This is a genomic window from Streptomyces sp. GLSS-08, from assembly GCF_056387915.1.
Window position 1 is genome coordinate 19988 of sequence record NZ_JBWJAQ010000019.1, and the last position, 16422, is coordinate 36409.

16 protein-coding genes and 1 riboswitch are annotated in these 16422 nt (G+C 72.0%); of the genes, 10 read left to right on the forward strand and 6 right to left on the reverse strand.

The window, feature by feature from the left end; all coding sequences use genetic code 11:
* The first annotated feature begins 108 nt into the window (after nt 1-108).
* From AC0ZLC_RS27550 to otsB, 3 genes are all read left to right on the forward strand, one after another.
* Nucleotides 109-1374, forward strand: coding sequence for an extracellular solute-binding protein (locus AC0ZLC_RS27550; protein WP_476754667.1), 1266 nt, complete (start codon nt 109-111; stop codon nt 1372-1374).
* 55 nt (nt 1375-1429) lie between these two features.
* Nucleotides 1430-1657: a DUF3263 domain-containing protein gene (locus AC0ZLC_RS27555; RefSeq protein WP_121404660.1), complete on the forward strand. Its 228-nt coding sequence runs from the start codon at nt 1430-1432 to the stop codon at nt 1655-1657.
* A gap of 67 nt (nt 1658-1724) precedes the next feature.
* Nucleotides 1725-2579 carry a trehalose-phosphatase gene (gene otsB / locus AC0ZLC_RS27560; protein WP_476754668.1) on the forward strand — a complete coding sequence of 285 codons (855 nt, stop codon included), beginning with the start codon at nt 1725-1727 and terminating at the stop codon, nt 2577-2579.
* Nucleotides 2580-2678: 99 nt separating this feature from the next.
* On the opposite strand, the gene AC0ZLC_RS27565 is transcribed toward otsB, so the two are convergent.
* Nucleotides 2679-4082, reverse strand: a complete 1404-nt coding sequence (locus tag AC0ZLC_RS27565; protein ID WP_476754669.1) for an alpha,alpha-trehalose-phosphate synthase (UDP-forming) — start codon at nt 4080-4082, stop codon at nt 2679-2681.
* A gap of 125 nt (nt 4083-4207) precedes the next feature.
* Nucleotides 4208-5179 carry a glucosyl-3-phosphoglycerate synthase gene (locus AC0ZLC_RS27570; protein WP_476754670.1) on the reverse strand — a complete coding sequence of 324 codons (972 nt, stop codon included), beginning with the start codon at nt 5177-5179 and terminating at the stop codon, nt 4208-4210.
* A 167-nt stretch (nt 5180-5346) separates the two neighbouring features.
* Nucleotides 5347-5504: riboswitch (SAM riboswitch) on the forward strand.
* Nucleotides 5505-5521: 17 nt separating this feature from the next.
* Here AC0ZLC_RS27570 and thrC point away from each other — a divergent pair.
* From thrC to AC0ZLC_RS27595, 5 genes are all read left to right on the forward strand, one after another.
* Complete coding sequence (thrC, locus tag AC0ZLC_RS27575; RefSeq protein ID WP_476754671.1) at nt 5522-6826, forward strand: threonine synthase; 1305 nt, start codon at nt 5522-5524, stop codon at nt 6824-6826.
* Nucleotides 6823-7101, forward strand: coding sequence for a MoaD/ThiS family protein (locus AC0ZLC_RS27580; RefSeq protein ID WP_476754672.1), 279 nt, complete (start codon nt 6823-6825; stop codon nt 7099-7101). Before thrC ends, AC0ZLC_RS27580 begins: the two co-directional genes overlap by 4 nt.
* Nucleotides 7102-7536: 435 nt before the next feature.
* Nucleotides 7537-7740, forward strand: a complete 204-nt coding sequence (locus AC0ZLC_RS27585) for a cold-shock protein (protein ID WP_005315736.1) — start codon at nt 7537-7539, stop codon at nt 7738-7740.
* A gap of 481 nt (nt 7741-8221) precedes the next feature.
* Nucleotides 8222-9847, forward strand: coding sequence for a chaperonin GroEL (groL, locus tag AC0ZLC_RS27590; RefSeq protein ID WP_355783845.1), 1626 nt, complete (start codon nt 8222-8224; stop codon nt 9845-9847).
* A 230-nt stretch (nt 9848-10077) separates the two neighbouring features.
* On the forward strand, nt 10078-11199 hold the full coding sequence (locus AC0ZLC_RS27595) for an NADH:flavin oxidoreductase (RefSeq protein ID WP_476754673.1): 1122 nt from the start codon (nt 10078-10080) through the stop codon (nt 11197-11199).
* Between the two features lie 78 nt (nt 11200-11277).
* On the opposite strand, the gene AC0ZLC_RS27600 is transcribed toward AC0ZLC_RS27595, so the two are convergent.
* From AC0ZLC_RS27600 to AC0ZLC_RS27615, 4 genes are all read right to left on the reverse strand, one after another.
* Entirely contained in the window at nt 11278-11865 is a 588-nt protein-coding gene (locus tag AC0ZLC_RS27600) for a hypothetical protein (RefSeq protein WP_476754674.1), read from the reverse strand.
* A gap of 83 nt (nt 11866-11948) precedes the next feature.
* Nucleotides 11949-13373 carry a PTS transporter subunit EIIC gene (locus AC0ZLC_RS27605; protein WP_476754675.1) on the reverse strand — a complete coding sequence of 475 codons (1425 nt, stop codon included), beginning with the start codon at nt 13371-13373 and terminating at the stop codon, nt 11949-11951.
* Between the two features lie 300 nt (nt 13374-13673).
* Nucleotides 13674-14669 carry an N-acetylmuramic acid 6-phosphate etherase gene (gene murQ / locus AC0ZLC_RS27610; RefSeq protein ID WP_476754676.1) on the reverse strand — a complete coding sequence of 332 codons (996 nt, stop codon included), beginning with the start codon at nt 14667-14669 and terminating at the stop codon, nt 13674-13676.
* Between the two features lie 118 nt (nt 14670-14787).
* Nucleotides 14788-15711 (reverse strand): MurR/RpiR family transcriptional regulator, encoded by a 924-nt coding sequence (locus AC0ZLC_RS27615; protein ID WP_358854284.1) that lies wholly within the window; start codon nt 15709-15711, stop codon nt 14788-14790.
* A gap of 54 nt (nt 15712-15765) precedes the next feature.
* Here AC0ZLC_RS27615 and AC0ZLC_RS27620 point away from each other — a divergent pair, with 54 nt between their 5' ends.
* The gene (locus AC0ZLC_RS27620) at nt 15766-16149 is read left to right on the forward strand and encodes a hypothetical protein (RefSeq protein ID WP_476754677.1); all 384 of its coding nucleotides are present in this window, start codon (nt 15766-15768) and stop codon (nt 16147-16149) included.
* Nucleotides 16146-16418 (forward strand): DUF4031 domain-containing protein, encoded by a 273-nt coding sequence (locus AC0ZLC_RS27625; protein ID WP_476754678.1) that lies wholly within the window; start codon nt 16146-16148, stop codon nt 16416-16418. The genes AC0ZLC_RS27620 and AC0ZLC_RS27625 overlap by 4 nt, the downstream gene beginning before the upstream one ends.
* The last annotated feature ends 4 nt before the right edge of the window (nt 16419-16422 follow it).

A 16422-nucleotide genomic window follows, 5' to 3' on the forward strand; every position in this document is an offset into this window, starting at 1 on the left:
GACAGTGTCGCCCCTTACCCCAGGAGAGGTCTAGTCCACTCACGTGGTGTAGACCTTGTATCCGAACTTTGGGACAACAGGACTAGACAACAGGGTTGGGGACGAGCGGTGCAGCGGCGTAGGACAGGACTGATCGCGGTGGTGTCCGCACTGGGCATGACAGCGGCGCTCACGGGCTGCGGCGGCTCGGGCGGCTCCGACGACGTGACCCTGCGACTGGTCGCAGCTGACTACGGGGACTCCGCGGCCAACAGCTCCAAGAAGTACTGGGACGATCTGGCCGCGAGCTTCGAGGCCGAGCACCCCGGCATCCACGTCGAGGTGGACGTCTACTCCTGGAACGACGTCGACCGCAAGGTCAGGGACCTGGTCGACGCCGGCAAGGCCCCCGACCTCGCCCAGATCGGCGCGTACGCCGACTACGCGGCCGAGGGCGAGCTGTACGAGGCCGACGACCTGCTCTCCATACCCACCCAGGCCGACTTCGTCTCCCGGCTCAGCGACGCGGGCGAGATGCGGCGGGTGCAGTACGGCATGCCGTTCGCCGCCTCCACGCGGCTCCTCTTCTACAACAAGACGCTGTTCTCCGAGGCGGGCCTCACCCCGCCGAAGACCTGGAGCGCGCTCGCGGCCGACGCCAGGGTGCTCAAGTCCAAGGGCGTCGAGATCCCCTACGCGCTGCCGCTCGGCCCCGAGGAGGCGCAGGCGGAGACCATGCAGTGGCTGCTGAGCGGGGGCGGCGGCTACACCCAGGACGTCGGCACGTACTCCCTCGACTCGGCGGAGAACGTCAGGACGTTCGACTGGCTGAAGAACGAGCTGGTCGGCAAGGGGCTCACCGGACCGACCGCGCCCGCGAAACTCAACCGCGCCGACGCCTTCGCCGCCTTCGCCCGCGGCGAGGTCGGCATGCTCAACGGGCACCCGACGCTGATGAAGACCGCCGCCGCGAAGGGCGTCAAGTTCGGCATGGTGCCCATGCCCGGCGCCGAGGGCAGGAGCCGGACCACGATGGGCGTCGCCGACTGGATGATGGCCTTCAAGAAGAACGGCCACCGCGAGCAGGCCGGCGAGTTCCTCGACTACGTCTACAGCACGAAGAACGTGCTGGCCTTCTCCCGCCGGTACGATCTGCTGCCGGTGACCACGTCCGCGTCCGCGGTCATGGCCGAGGACCCGGACGACAAGGACCTCGCGCCCTTCCTGGAGGAACTCCCCTCCGCCGAGCTCTACCCGGTCGGCGAGACCAGCTGGGCCGGCGTCAGCGCCTCCGTCAAGCAGGACATCGGCAAGGCCGTCGGCCCCGCCGGCCGCCCGTCCGCCGTCCTGGGCGAACTCCAGCGCCGGGCCGTCATCGCGGAGAGCGCGGAGTAGCGCGGCGGGACCGGACGGGCGTGCGCTGTCGGTGGCGGGGGTTACCGTGGCCGCCATGGAGCAGCTCACCCCCCAGGAGCGGGCCGTCCTCGCCACCGAGCGCAGGAACTGGCCCGGTCCCGGCGCCAAGGAGCGGGCGATACGCGAACAGCTCGGTCTCGTGCCGGTCAGGTACTACCAGCTGCTCAACGCCCTGCTCGACGACCCGCGGGCGCTCGCCCACGACCCGGTGACGGTCAACCGGCTCCGCCGTGTCCGCGAGGCCCGCCGCGCGGAACGCTGAGTCCGCCCGGGGCACCCGGCGCAAAGTGACAGGCGTGCGCCCCGCCCCGCACGGATAGGGTCGTCCCATGGGCAGCAACGCGGACTTCACGGACTCCTTGCCGACCCCGGCGACCACGGCCGGGCGCGAGGGACTCGACGCCATCCTGCGACGGCCCGGCCGGGCCGTGATCGCACTCGACTTCGACGGGACGCTCGCCCCGATCGTCCCCGACCCCGAACAGGCCCGGGCCCACCCCGGCGCCGTCCCCGCCCTCGCGGCCCTCGCGCCCGAGGTGGCGTCGGTGGCGGTCGTCACCGGCCGCCCGGCGGGCGTCGCGGTCCGCCACGGCGGCTTCGCGGGCGTCCCCGGCCTGGAGCACCTGGTGGTCCTCGGGCACTACGGCGCCGAGCGCTGGGACGCGGTGAGCGGCACGGTCAGCGCGCCCGCGCCGCACCCCGGAGTGGCAGCCGTCCGGGCCGAACTGCCCGGCTTCCTGGACGAGATCGGCGCCTGGCAGGGCACCTGGATCGAGGAGAAGGGCCGCGCCGTCGCCGTGCACACGCGCCGCGCGGCGGACCCGCAGGCCGCCTTCGAGACCCTGCGCGGCCCCCTCGGGGAGCTCGCCGCCCGGCACGGCCTGATCGTCGAGCCGGGCCGGATGGTCCTGGAGCTGAGGCCACCGGGCGTGGACAAGGGCGTCGCCCTCACGGAGTACGTGCGCGAGAGCGGCGCCGAGGCCGTCCTCTACGCCGGTGACGACCTGGGCGACCTGCCCGCGTTCGCCGCCGTCGACAAGCTCCGCTCCGACGGGGTGCCGGGCCTGCTGGTGTTCAGCGGCAACGCGGAGGTCGCCGAACTCGCCGAACGCGCCGACCTGGTCGTCGACGGCCCGGCCGGGGTCGTCCACCTCCTCACGGCCCTGGCGAACCGACTGACCTGAAAGCAGACCGGCGTCGGTACGGGTACCGGTTCCCGGAACCGGTACCCGTACCGACGCCGGCGTGGCCCCGTCCCCGGCCGGGGACCGAGCCACGCGGGGTCAGGCCTGGAGGGCGTGCAGCTGGTCCAGGAACCACCGGGCCGGCGGCAGCGCGGTCGCCGCGGCGGCCAGCCGCTTCGTGCGCGTGGCGCGCTCGTCGGCCGGCATCGTCAGCGCCTCGTGCAGCGCGCGTGCGGTGCCCACCACGTCGTACGGGTTCACCGTGATCGCGTCCTCGCCGAGCTCCTCGTGCGCCCCCGCCTCCCGCGAGAGCACCAGGACGCACCCACCGTCGGAGACGACCGGCACCTCCTTGGCCACCAGGTTCATACCGTCCCGGATGGGGTTGACCAGCGCCACGTCCGCCAGCCGGTACGCGGCCAGGGAGCGGGCGAAGTCGTCCTGGACGTGCAGCACGACCGGGGTCCAGCCGGGCGTCCCGTACCGCGAGTTGATCGTGTCGGCGACGCGCTGCACCTCGGCCGTGTAGTCCCGGTAGACGGCCAGGTCCTGGCGGGACGGGTAGGCGAAGGCGACGTGCACCACCCGCTCGCGCAACTCGGGACGCTCCTCCAGCAGCTGCTCGTACGCCCGCAGGCCCCGCACGATGTTCTTCGACAGCTCGGTGCGGTCGACCCGTACGACCGTCCGGCGCGGGCCGCCCTCCGGGGACGTGCCGATCTGCTCCCGCAGCGCCGCCATCCGTTCGTCGACGTCCGCCTCGTGCGAGCGCGCGCGCAGGAACTCCGCGTCCGCGCCCAGGCCGTGCACCCCGACCCGGGTGCCGCCGAGACCGCCGGCCAGGTCCTCGCAGCACGCGGTGAACGCGTCCGCCCAGCGACGGGTGAGGAAGCCCAGCCGGTCCGCGCCGAGCATCCCCCGCAGCACCTGCTGCGCGATGTCGTCGGGCAGCATCCGGAAGTAGTCGACCGGCGCCCACGGCGTGTGCGAGAAGTGCCCGATGCGCAGGTCGGGCCGCAGCTCACGGAGCATCCCGGGCACCAGCGTCAGGTGGTAGTCCTGCACGAGGACCGAGGCCCCCGTCGCCGCCGCCGAGGCCAGCGCGTCGGCGAAGGCCCGGTTGTACGTCTCGTACGACGCCCACTGACGCCGGAACTCCGCGTCGAAGGCGGGCTCGAGCGGGGTCTGGTACAGCATGTGGTGGACGAACCACAGCACCGAGTTCGCGATGCCGTTGTACGCGTCCGTGTGCACCTCGGCGTCGATGTCGAGCATCCGCACGCCGTCCTCGCCGACGCCCCGCCGCACCGCCTCGCGGTCCCCGTCGCCGAGGGCCGCGCACACCCACAGGGCGCCCGCGTCCGGCCCGATCGCCGACAGTCCCGAGACCAGCCCGCCCCCGCCGCGCCGGGCGTGGAGCGAGCCGTCCTCGCGCAGCTCGTAGGAGACCGGGCCGCGGTTGGACGCGACAAGGATCTGGTGGTCACCGTGCGTGGAAGCCATAGACCTCAACCTAGCCCGGCTCGGAAACGCTCAAACGTACGGGCGGGTACCGCCTCGCCCCTCGGCCCCCGGAGCACCTCGTCCGGCGGCATCCGGCGCCACCCGGCATCACGCGGTGTCCGGGCTCAGGCCACTCTGCGTGAGCGGTACTCGGCCAGCTCCACCATCGGGGGCCGCTCCTGCGTGTCCACGGAGTGGGTGCGCGGCACGAAGCCGTCCTCGCCCCGCTCGAACTGGGTGAGGGCCGGGCGGACGAGGTGCCCGCGGGCGAGCCGGAGCTGCGCGGTGCGGTAGATCGCCGCCGACATCCGGCCGAGCGCCTGCCCGTCCTGGTGGCGGTGCCTGCGCACCCCGACGTCGACCTGGGCGAGCGCGTCGAGACCCACCAGATGCAGCGCGTCCACCAGCATGCCCAGCTCCACCCCGTACCCGACGGGGAACGGCAGCCGCTCCAGCAGCGACCGGCGCGCCGCGTACTCGCCGCCCAGCGGCTGGACGAAGCCCGCGAGCTGCGGCCAGTGCATGTTCAGGAGCGGACGCGCCATCAGCTCGGTCACCCGGCCGCCCTGGCCCGCGGCGGTTCTGCCGGAGGCGGACCCGTCGGACACGGTCAGCGGCCGGTCGTACATGGCCTTGACGAGAGCCACGCCCGGGTCGGTGAGCAGCGGGCCCACGATCCCCGTGACGAAGTCGGAGGAGAACTCGCGCAGGTCCGCGTCGACGAAACAGACGATGTCCCCGCTCGTCACCAGCAGGGACCGCCACAGGACCTCGCCCTTGCCGGGGACGGGCGGGAGCCGCGGCAGGATGTCGTCCCGGTGCACCACGCGGGCGCCCGCCGCGGCGGCCACCTCGGAGGTGCGGTCGGACGAGCCCGAGTCGACGACGACGATCTCGTCGACGAGCGGGACCCGCAGCATCAGGTCGTGGCGGATGGCCGCGACTATCGCCCCGACGGTCTCCTCCTCGTTCAGGGCGGGCAGCACGACGCTGACCGTCGACCCCGTGGTGCGTTTGGCGGCCGTCAGCTGGTGGAGCGGACGGTCGGTCACGGACCAGGAGCGGGTGCTCAGCCAGCGCTCGACTTCTTCCAGCACGGTCCGGGCTCCTCACTGTCCGACCACACGCCCCGCCGGGGTGTGATCCATCTCGCGGTTCGGACGACTATCTCAACTGTCCTGGCCTTCGGTTACAGTCTTGAACAACGCGGATGACCATTGCATGTCCTGGCTCGGTCCCCGCGTCGCGACCAACAACTGAACACCGCTCATCCAGAGGGGCAGAGGGATACGGCCCGTTGAAGCCCCGGCAACCCTCCAGCCGGTCTCGTCCTGATCGTCGCCGATCAGCGTCGCGAGGCTCCCGGCTAGGGAAGGTGCCAAATCCGTCTCACGGCGAAGTGCGCCGTGAGGAAGATGAGGAGAAAGGGCCTCGCCTCCATGGCTGCGCAGACAGTTGCAAGCACCACCGACTCTTCCACCGCCGCGGACTCCGTCGATCTCGGCCCCGCCGCGGCCCTCTCCTGCCGCGAATGCGGACACCGCGTGCCGCTCGGCCCGGTCTTCGCCTGCGAGGAGTGTTTCGGCCCGCTGGAGATCGCCTACGACTTCTCGGCGTACGACACCGAGGAACTCCGCAAGCGCATCGAAGCGGGCCCCGCGAACATCTGGCGCTACGCGCCGCTGCTGCCCGTCCCCGCGGACGTCGCCGACAAGCCGAACATCAACCCGGGCTGGACCAAGCTCGTGCAGGCCGACAACCTCGCGCGCGAACTGGGCGTCGACCCCGGCAAGCTCTTCGTCAAGGACGACTCGGGCAACCCGACGCACTCCTTCAAGGACCGCGTCGTCGCACAGGCCCTGGAGGCCGCCCGCGCCTTCGGCTTCACCACGCTCTCCTGCTCCTCCACCGGCAACCTGGCGGGTGCCGTCGGCGCCGCCGCCGCCCGGGCCGGCTTCCGCTCCTGCGTGTTCATCCCGCACGACCTGGAGCAGGGCAAGATCGTCATGGCCGCGATCTACGGCGGCGAACTCGTCGGCATCGAGGGCAACTACGACGACGTCAACCGCTTCTGCTCCGAACTCATCGGCGACCCGGCCGGCGAGGGCTGGGGCTTCGTCAACGTCAACCTGCGGCCGTACTACGCGGAGGGCTCGAAGACCCTCGCGTACGAGATCTGCGAGCAGCTCGGCTGGCGGCTGCCGGACCAGCTGGTCGTGCCGATCGCCTCGGGCTCCCAGCTCACGAAGATCGACAAGGGGCTGCAGGAACTGATCAGGCTCGGCCTCGTCGAGGACCGGCCGTACAAGATCTTCGGCGCCCAGGCCGAGGGCTGCTCGCCGGTGTCCGTGGCCTACAAGGCGGGACACGACGTCGTACGGCCGCAGAAGCCGAACACGATCGCCAAGTCGCTCGCCATCGGCAACCCGGCCGACGGGCCGTACGTCCTCGACGTCGCGCGCCGGACCGGCGGTGCGGTGGAGGATGTCGACGACGAGCAAATCGTCGACGCGATCAAGCTGCTGGCGCGGACGGAGGGCATCTTCGCCGAGACGGCGGGCGGCGTGACCGTGGGGGTCACGAAGAAGCTGATCGAGAGCGGCGTCCTGGACCCGACCCTGACGACGGTCGTCCTCAACACCGGTGACGGCCTCAAGACCCTCGACGCGGTGGCCGGCACCGGTCTGACCGCGACCATCCGCCCGAACCTGGACTCCTTCCGAGAGGCTGGCCTCGCATCATGAGCGTCAACGTTCGCATCCCCACCATCCTGCGCACCTACACGGGTGGCAGGGCCGAGGTCCCGGCGGAGGGCGCGACCCTCGCCGAGGTCATCTCGGACCTGGAGAAGAACCACACGGGCATCGCCGCGCGCGTCCTGGACGACCAGGGCAAGCTGCGCCGCTTCGTCAACGTGTACGTGAACGACGACGACGTGCGCTTCGAGCAGGGCCTCGAGACGGCGACGCCGGACGGCGCGGGCGTCTCGATCATCCCGGCCGTGGCCGGCGGCTGCTGACGATCGGCTTCGAAAACCGGCTTCGAAAACCGGCTGTTCCCCCGGATTGCCCTCTCCGCAAGAGAAACGGAGGGGGCAATTCTGCATGGTTGAGCACGGTACAGTTGGGGAAGCTGCCGCGCTTTCCATGCCGGGCGCATATGAACGCCGATCCGGTGTCCGACAAGAAGCAGCCAATGTGCCCGGCTTTTTCAAGCCTTTCATGGCACTTACGGGGCCCGACTTGCCCTGAACATGTGCGAGTCCTCCACATATTGCCGATCATGCGTGCCCGGATTTCTCGTCCGACTGACCTGTTGCAGACGGCAGTTGGACAGATACATTCAGCCGCGGTCGACGCGTTCCGGCGCACACCCCCAACCGTTGGGGGGTGAGGTCTGACCCGGATCCGCGAAGTGCGGATCTGTGCAAGGGCCAGTAATAGGGGAGTTAGGCATGGCTCAGGGCACCGTCAAGTGGTTCAACGCGGAGAAGGGGTACGGCTTCATCGCGGTCGACGGTGGTGCGGACGTCTTCGTGCACTACAGCGCGATTCAGATGGACGGCTACCGCACCCTTGAAGAGGGTCAGCGAGTGGAGTTCGAGATCTCGCAGGGCCAGAAGGGTCCGCAGGCGGACATGGTCAAACTCGCCGTCTGATCTCGGCGCGATCGGCCACCGACGCACGTATTCACTCACGTCGAGGGGCCCGTATCCCATCAGGGGTACGGGCCCCTCGGGCGTTCCGCGACCCGGCCGGGACGACGTCGCGGCGGGGCGGGGCGTGCGGGAACCGCGGTGAGGTCGCGGCGGGCGTACGGGAACCGCGGTGAGGTCGTGGCGGGGCGTACGGGAGGCCGGGGTGGGTGCTGCGGCAGGGCGTGCGGGCGCGTGGGAGTGCTCCCGTCGGGGTCCGCGCGCCCCCTGGAAGGGGCTCACTGCGGGGGAGCGTCTTGCACTCTCGGGGGTCGAGTGCTAATCATTGGCGTTAGCACTCTGAAGGTGAGAGTGACAACGAAGGACCGGGTCGGCGAGGCCCGCAGGCCATGTGGGGCAAGGAACCACGAGGCAGGCAGGCCGTCCGTCGCGGGCGCCAGCGCGGTCCGGAGCAATCCACCCCAGTCCGGGAGGACCACTTCACATGGCCAAGATCATCGCGTTCGACGAGGAGGCACGGCGCGGTCTCGAGCGCGGGATGAACCAGCTCGCCGACGCCGTCAAGGTCACCCTTGGTCCCAAGGGTCGCAACGTCGTCCTCGAGAAGAAGTGGGGCGCCCCCACGATCACCAACGATGGTGTTTCCATCGCCAAGGAGATCGAGCTCGAGGACCCGTACGAGAAGATCGGCGCCGAGCTGGTCAAGGAAGTCGCGAAGAAGACGGACGACGTGGCCGGTGACGGCACGACGACCGCGACCGTCCTGGCCCAGGCGCTGGTCCGCGAGGGCCTGCGCAACGTCGCCGCCGGCGCCAACCCGATGGCTCTGAAGCGCGGTATCGAGAAGGCCGTCGAGGCCGTCTCCGGTGCCCTGCTGGAGCAGGCGAAGGATGTCGAGACCAAGGAGCAGATCGCTTCGACGGCCTCCATCTCCGCCGCCGACACCCAGATCGGCGAGCTCATCGCCGAGGCGATGGACAAGGTCGGCAAGGAAGGCGTCATCACGGTCGAGGAGTCCCAGACCTTCGGTCTGGAGCTCGAGCTCACCGAGGGCATGCGCTTCGACAAGGGCTACATCTCGGCGTACTTCGCGACCGACATGGAGCGTATGGAGGCCGTCCTCGACGACCCGTACATCCTGATCGCCAACTCGAAGATCAGCAACGTCAAGGACCTGCTGCCGCTCCTCGAGAAGGTCATGCAGTCGGGCAAGCCGCTGCTGATCATCGCCGAGGACGTCGAGGGCGAGGCCCTGTCGACCCTGGTCGTCAACAAGATCCGTGGCACCTTCAAGTCCGTCGCCGTCAAGGCTCCGGGCTTCGGTGACCGCCGCAAGGCCATGCTCGGCGACATCGCCATCCTCACGGGCGGCGAGGTCATCTCCGAGGAGGTCGGCCTCAAGCTGGAGAACGCGGGCATCGACCTACTCGGCCGTGCCCGCAAGGTCGTCATCACCAAGGACGAGACCACGATCGTCGACGGCGCCGGCTCCGCCGACCAGGTCGCCGGCCGGGTCAACCAGATCCGCGCCGAGATCGAGAACTCCGACTCGGACTACGACCGCGAGAAGCTCCAGGAGCGTCTGGCGAAGCTGGCGGGCGGCGTGGCCGTCATCAAGGCCGGTGCCGCCACCGAGGTCGAGCTCAAGGAGCGCAAGCACCGCATCGAGGACGCCGTTCGCAACGCGAAGGCGGCCGTCGAGGAGGGCATCGTCGCCGGTGGTGGCGTGGCCCTGCTGCAGGCCTCCTCGGTCTTCGAGAAGCTGGAGCTGACGGGTGACGAGGCGACCGGCGCGAACGCCGTGAAGCTCGCCCTGGAGGCCCCGCTCAAGCAGATCGCCGTCAACGGCGGTCTCGAGGGTGGCGTCATCGTCGAGAAGGTCCGCAACCTGCCCGTCGGCCACGGCCTGAACGCCGCGACCGGTGAGTACGTGGACATGATCGCCGAGGGCATCATCGACCCGGCGAAGGTCACGCGCTCTGCCCTGCAGAACGCCGCGTCCATCGCCGCGCTGTTCCTCACCACCGAGGCCGTCATCGCCGACAAGCCCGAGAAGGCCGCCGCAGGCGGCGCCCCGGGTGGCATGCCGGGCGGTGACATGGACTTCTGATCCTCGCGGATCAGGCTCGTCCTTTCCGAGGGCGGCACCCCTTTCCGGGGGTGCCGCCCTCGGGCGTTTCCAGGGTGCGGCGGCCGTTCCGTGGCCGGGATCACACCGGGGTGGGCCGGGGACCCGGAATGCCGTGGCCGGCCGGGCCGTTACCGGGAGGGTGGGTCGATGCACGTGCACATACCCACCGGAATGCCCCGTCCTGACCCGCCGTCCAGAGGAGCCCCCACGTGAGCGCCGATTCCGCGTCCCGCGCAGCCGAGATCCTGTCCCGTCCCGTGTCCCTGAACGGTCTGACCGTCCCGAACCGGATCGCGATGGCACCGATGACCCGGCAGTTCTCGCCGGGCGGCGTCCCGGGGGAGGACGTGGTGGGCTACTACTCCCGGCGCGCCGCCGCGGGCGTGGGCCTCATCGTGACCGAGGGCACGTACGTCGGCCACGAGTCCGCGGGTCAGAGCGACAGCGTGCCGCGGTTCCACGGCGAGGAGCAGCTGGCCGGCTGGACGAAGGTCGCCGACGCCGTGCACGCGGCGGGCGGCACAATCGTGCCGCAGCTGTGGCACATCGGCATGGTGCGCCGGGCCGGTGAGCCGCCGTTCGCGGACGCCCCGGCGATGGGTCCCTCCGGCATCCACGCCGAGGGCGCCGAGCCCAAGGGCCGGGCCATGACCCAGCAGGACATCGACGACGTCGTCGAGGCGTTCGCGAAGGCCGCCGCGGAGGCGGAGCGCATCGGCTTCGACGGCGTCGAACTCCACGGCGCCCACGGCTATCTGCTCGACCAGTTCCTGTGGGCCGGCACCAACCGGCGCACCGACGCGTACGGCGGGGACCCGGTGGCCCGCGCGAAGTTCTCCGCGGAGATCGTGGCCGCGGTCCGCGCCGCCGTCTCGCCCGAGTTCCCGGTCCTCTTCCGCTACTCGCAGTGGAAGCAGCAGGACTACGACGCCCGGCTCGCCGAGACCCCGGAGGAGCTGGAGGCGATCCTCGCCCCGCTCGCGGCGGCCGGAGTGGACGCCTTCCACGCCTCCACGCGCCGCTACTGGGTGCCCGAGTTCGACGGCTCCGACCTCAACCTCGCCGGCTGGACGAAGAAGCTCACCGGCAGGCCCGCCATCACCGTCGGCTCGGTCGGCCTGGACGGCGAGTTCCTCAAGGCCTTCCAGGGCGAGGGCTCCTCCGTCCGTGGCATCGACGACCTGCTCGACCGGCTGGAGCGCGACGAGTTCGACCTCGTCGCGATCGGCCGCGCGCTGCTCCAGGACCCGGAGTGGGCGGCGAAGGTCCTGGCCGGCCGCTTCGACGAGCTGAAGGCGTACGACGCGGCGGCGCTGGGCACCCTCAGCTGAGCCGGAGCCGGGCACCCTCGGCTTTCCGGGGCCCGCGCCGGAGTCGGCCGAGCCGGGGCCCGCGCCTGGGCACCCCCGTCACAGGTTTCCCATCGGCTCGATGTCGATCTTGACCGGGGTGCCCCAGATGCGCAGCACCTCGTAGTCGGTGAACTCGTGGACCAGGCGGTAGGCCATGCCGGGGCGGGGGGACCTGCGCTCGGCGGCCAGGTAGCGCTCGGCCTCGTGCCGGTCGCGGCGGGGGGTGCCGCAGAGCTGCCACGCCTGGCCGTTCCACACCTCGGGCAGCCAGCGCTGCTGGGGCTCGGGCCGGTCGGCGCGGACGCCGTAGCGGGACTGCGTGCGGTCGGGGGACTCGCCGGGGCCGGTGGGGCGGCCGTGGGCGTAGGCACCGTTGACCTCGGAGCGGCGGGCCGCGCGGCGCCGGGTCTCGCACAGCAGGCACAGGTCGACGGCGCCCTTGTCGACGGGGCCGGTCGGGTGCTCGGCGCAGCGCGTCGTCGGCACCGCCGTCGTGACCGTGTCCTCGAGCAGGTCCAGGGCCCGCTTCAGATCGGCCTTGACCTCGTGCAGCTTCGCGTCGGGACTGTCGGCGCCGAGGGCGTCGCCGTGCTCGCCGAGCAGGCGCAGGGCGCGGCCGAGAGCGGTCAGCTGTGCGTGGTTCATGGGCGTGCGGTGTCCCTCCCCGGGCGGAGTGCTGTCCTACGCAGAATCGCACACGCCGCCGAACCGGTGGTGCGGCCCGCTGCTCACCGCGGGGAGGCGGCCGCGGTCACCGCGGCGCCGTCGGGCCGCTCGACGGCGCCGAGCCCGAAGAAGTAGGTCGCGCCGAAGCCGACCAGATAGCCGGTGAGGAGGCCGCCCGCGTAGATCGCGGCGGTCAGGGTCAGGCTCCGGTTGCCGGACAGGAGCGGGAACAGGGCCCAGCCGGAGGGGCCGATGGCCGTCGAGCCGACCCGGTCGCCGAGCATCGAGAAGAACCCGACGAAGGCGCCGCCGGCCGCGCCGCCGGCGCAGGCGGTCACGAACGGCCGGCCGAGGGGCAGCGAGACGCCGTAGACGAGCGGCTCGCCCACGCCCAGCAGGCCCGCCGGGAGCGCCGACCTGATCGTCGTGCGCAGCGTCCGGTCGTGGCGCAGCCGGACGTAGACCGCGAGGGCCGCGCCGACCTGGCCCGCGCCCGCCATCGCGAGGATGGGCAGCAGGACGGTGTAGCCCTGCTGGTCGATGAGGGTGGTGTGGATGGGGATCAGCGCCTGGTGCAGGCCGAGCATCACCAGCGGCAGGAACAGGCCGCCCAGGACCAGCCCGGCGAAGGCGCCGGTCCGGCCGAGGAGCCAGTCGGCCGCGGTGCCGATCGCCGAGGAGACCCCTCCGGCCGCGTACATGAGGCCGTAGATCGTGACCAGGCCGGCCACGAGCACGGTGACGGTCGGGGTCAGCAGGACGTCGAGGGCGTCCGGGACCCGGCCGCGGCACCACCTCTCGACGTACGTCGCGAGCAGGGCCGCGGCCAGCGCTCCGAGGACGCCGCCCTGCCCCGGGGAGAGCGTCGTGCCGAAGACGGTCACCTTCGCGACTCCCGGGTGGACGACGATCGCGGCGACCGCGCCGCCGAGGACCGGGGTGCCGCCGAACTCCTTCGCGGTGTTGAAACCGACGAAGACGGCGATCAGCGCCATGAAGCCGGAGGCGACGACGGTGAGGGCGGGCGTGAGGGAGGCGAGCAGTCCCAGGTTCACCAGCAGGCCGTTGAGGCCCGCGATGATGCCGCAGCCGATCAGGGCCGGGATCAGCGGGACGAAGATGTTCGCGACGCGGCGCAGCAGGAGCCTGAGCGGAGTCGCGTTGCGCTCCCGCCGGGCGGCCCGCAGTTCCGCGCCCCGGCTCTCCAGGGCGCCGGCGGCCGTGGGGCTCGCGGCGACGAGTGACTCGAACTCCGGGGTGACGCGGGCGACCGCGCCCGGGCCGAGCACGATCTGGTACGTGTCGTCGTCCACGACGCCCAGGACGGCGGGCAGTGCCCGCAGCGCGTCCTCCCGCACCAGGGTCCGGTCCCGCAGACCGAGACGCAGACGGGTCATGCAGTGGGCCACGGACGTGACGTTCGCCGCGCCGCCGACGAGGGGGAGGAGCGCGGCGGCGGTGGCGCGGGCGGTGGCTTCAGTGCTCATGCGGGGCCTTGCTGTGCGGGGGTGCGACGCCTGGCGCCCATGGTGCCGCCCGCACGCGGGCCCGCCGCCGCGGCGCGCGGACGGCGGGAGGAGGACTCCGCAGCCTTCTGGGGCCGCGTGCCGGGTACTCCGGCCCCGGGCCGGGTCGGGGGTGCGCCCTCCGGCGGCTCCGGGGTGCCGTCCGGCCTGTCCCCCCGACGGCTCCGAGGGGGTCCGGCAGCGGTGGCGTGTCCTCCGGTCCCGGGGTGCCCTTCCGGTCCCGGGTGCCGTCCGGGCTCGTGGCGTCCCGGAGGACACGACCTAGGTGCGGGTGGCGGTGAGGGCCGTGCGCAGGTGGCCGTCTGCTGCTTCCAGGAGACGGGTCGCCGTCGGGGCGTCGACGTCGCCCAGGATCGTGAGGATGGCGGTCTTGACCTCGCCGTCCGTGGCGGCGAGGGCCGACTCGATCTCCTCGTCCGAGGCGCCGGTCGCCAGCGCGACGATGCGGCGGGAGCGGGCCCGCAGCTTCTCGTTCGAGGCGCGTACGTCGACCATCAGGTTCCCGTACGTCTTGCCGAGGCGGATCATCGTGATCGTCGAGAGCATGTTGAGGACGAGCTTCTGGGCGGTGCCCGCCTTCAGACGGGTGGAGCCGGTCAGCAGCTCGGGGCCCACCACGACCTCGATGCCGTGGTCCGCGGCGGCCGCGAGCGCGCTGTGCGCGTTGCAGGACAGCCCCACCGTCAGCGCACCGCGCGCACGGGCGTGCTCGACCGCGCCGACGGCGTACGGGGTGCGGCCGGACGCCGAGACGCCGACCACCGTGTCGTCGGCGGTCAGGGCCAGCGCGTCCAGATCGGCCGCGGCCAGCTCCCGGGAGTCCTCCGCTCCCTCGACCGAGGTGACCATCGCGCCCGGGCCGCCCGCGATCAGGCCGACGACCTGGGCGGGGTCGGTGTTGAACGTGGGCGGGCACTCGGAGGCGTCCAGCACGCCGAGCCGGCCCGCCGTGCCCGCGCCCGCGTAGACCAGCCGGCCGCCGCGGGACATCCGCTCCGCGATGGCGTCGATCGCGGCGGCGATGACCGGCAGCCGGGCGGCGACCGCGGCCGGCACGGAGGCGTCCTCGCCGTTCATCAGCCGGGCGATCTCGACCGTCGGCAGCCGGTCGATCTCGGACAGCTCGGGGCGGAACGCCTCGGTGGTCAGGGTCTCCAACTCCGCGACCAGATCGCGGTGGTTCTCGTCGTCCGGGTCGCGGCCGTCGGCGTCGCGCAGGTCGCGGCGGTGGGAGGAGGCGTCGGCGGTGGAGGTCATGTGGAGCGGCTCTTTCCGGTGCTTTCCGTACGTACGGGCTGGGCGTACGCACGTTCCGTGGATGCGTCGTCGGAGCTACGGCGGGCGGACAGGGGCGGGAGGCGCACGGGTCAGTGTGTCAGCGGTGGGAGCCGCGCGCGCTGTGGCGGTGCGCCAGCGCCTCGTACGAGGCGGACAGCGCGGGCGCCGCGGTCTCGTACGTCCGCTGGGCGACCCCCACGAACAGGCAGTCCACGACGAGCAGTTGACTGGTGCGGGACGACATCGCCGCGGGTCGCAGCTCGCTCTCCCGGGCTGTCGACGTGGTGAGGATGTGGTCCGCGTACTGCGTGACGGGTCCGTCCGGGCGGCCGGTGATCGCGACCGTCGTCGCCCCGCGCTCGAAGGCGACCCGGAGGGGTTCGATGACGTCGCCGGTCGAGCCCGAGTGCGTGATGGCTATCGCCACGTCCTTGGCGCGCAACTGCACCGCGTTGGTGACCGCGAGGTGCGGATCGCTGTGCGGGTGGGCTATGAGCCCGATGCGCAGCAGCTTCTGGGCGAGGTCCTGGGCGACCAGGCCGGACGCGCCGACGCCGTAGATGTCGACGCGGCGGGCGGCGGCGAGCGCGGTGACGGCGGCGCCGAGCTGGACCGTGTCGAGGCCGGCCGCGGTGTCGGCGAGCGTCTGCTGCTCGTCGTAGGCGAGTTTGGCGACGACGTCGGCGATCGGGTCGTCCACCGCGATGTCCGCGGTGACGGCGGGGGCCCGGCCGGACTGCTGCTGGGCGGCCAGGCCGGCGAGGGCGAGGCGCAGGTCCCGGTACCCCGGGTAGCCGAGGAGGCGGGCGGTGCGGACCACCGTCGCCTCGCTGGTGCCGGTGAGTTCGGCGAGGCCGGTGACCGTGAGGGCCGCGCAGCCCGCCGGGTCACCGGCGACGGCCTCGGCGACGCGCTGCATGGAGCGGGTCATCGACGGGGCGAGCGTGCGCACCTTGGCCGCGAGGGCGGCGGGGGCGGGCGGCGCCTCCCCGGCGAAAATTTCCTTCACGTCATGGGTCACCTTTGAAAGATATTTTCCTTGGGGTAAGCGGTCAAGGGTGCGCACAATGGGTGCATGGACCCCATCAGCCCCCTGGAACAGGCGCTGCACGCGGCGCGCGCGCTCGTGCTGGCCGACCTGGTCGCGGGCGAGGTCGCCGAGGCGGACGTCGTCTCCCTCGTCGAGGAGTCGGTCGCCCGGCGCCGCTGGTGGGTCGAGCAGTGGCCGGAGGGCGCGGGCTATGTGGCGGGCCTGGTCGCCCAGGACGTCCAGGACGCCCTGCTGGAGCGGTACGGCCGGTGGCCGCTGTGTCCGGCCTGCGGTTCGGGTGACCCGCACGCCCTCGACGTGGAGCCCGAGTTGGGGCCGGACCCGTACTGGGTGTGCCACAAGGCCGGGGTGAAGGTGGCACCGGTGGGCTCGCTGGGCTCCGCCGTCGGCAGGAACCCCTCGCCGTGACGGTGTACATCGATCCGCCCGCCTGGCCCGGTCACGGGCGGATGTGGTCCCACCTGGTGAGCGACGTGTCGTACGACGAACTGCACGTCTTCGCCGAGCGGTTGGGTGTCCCGCGGCGCGCTTTCGAGCGGGACCACTACGACATTCCCTCGCACCGGTACTCCGACGCGGTGCGGGCCGGCGCGGTGGAGGTCCGCAGCCGCGAGGTGGTGCGGCTGCTGCGGGGTTCCGGGCTGCGCAGGCCCAAGAGGTGGGCGGGCCGCGACTGAGGCG

Coding starts and splice junctions, on each gene's coding strand:
- otsB (WP_476754668.1), top strand. CDS start 1,725: ATGGGCAGCAACGCGGACTTCACGGACTCCTTGCCGACCCCGGCGACC.
- AC0ZLC_RS27565 (WP_476754669.1), bottom strand. CDS start 4,082: ATGGCTTCCACGCACGGTGACCACCAGATCCTTGTCGCGTCCAACCGC.
- AC0ZLC_RS27555 (WP_121404660.1), top strand. CDS start 1,430: ATGGAGCAGCTCACCCCCCAGGAGCGGGCCGTCCTCGCCACCGAGCGC.
- AC0ZLC_RS27580 (WP_476754672.1), top strand. CDS start 6,823: ATGAGCGTCAACGTTCGCATCCCCACCATCCTGCGCACCTACACGGGT.
- AC0ZLC_RS27600 (WP_476754674.1), bottom strand. CDS start 11,865: ATGAACCACGCACAGCTGACCGCTCTCGGCCGCGCCCTGCGCCTGCTC.
- murQ (WP_476754676.1), bottom strand. CDS start 14,669: ATGACCTCCACCGCCGACGCCTCCTCCCACCGCCGCGACCTGCGCGAC.
- AC0ZLC_RS27605 (WP_476754675.1), bottom strand. CDS start 13,373: ATGAGCACTGAAGCCACCGCCCGCGCCACCGCCGCCGCGCTCCTCCCC.
- groL (WP_355783845.1), top strand. CDS start 8,222: ATGGCCAAGATCATCGCGTTCGACGAGGAGGCACGGCGCGGTCTCGAG.
- AC0ZLC_RS27620 (WP_476754677.1), top strand. CDS start 15,766: ATGGACCCCATCAGCCCCCTGGAACAGGCGCTGCACGCGGCGCGCGCG.
- AC0ZLC_RS27585 (WP_005315736.1), top strand. CDS start 7,537: ATGGCTCAGGGCACCGTCAAGTGGTTCAACGCGGAGAAGGGGTACGGC.
- thrC (WP_476754671.1), top strand. CDS start 5,522: ATGGCTGCGCAGACAGTTGCAAGCACCACCGACTCTTCCACCGCCGCG.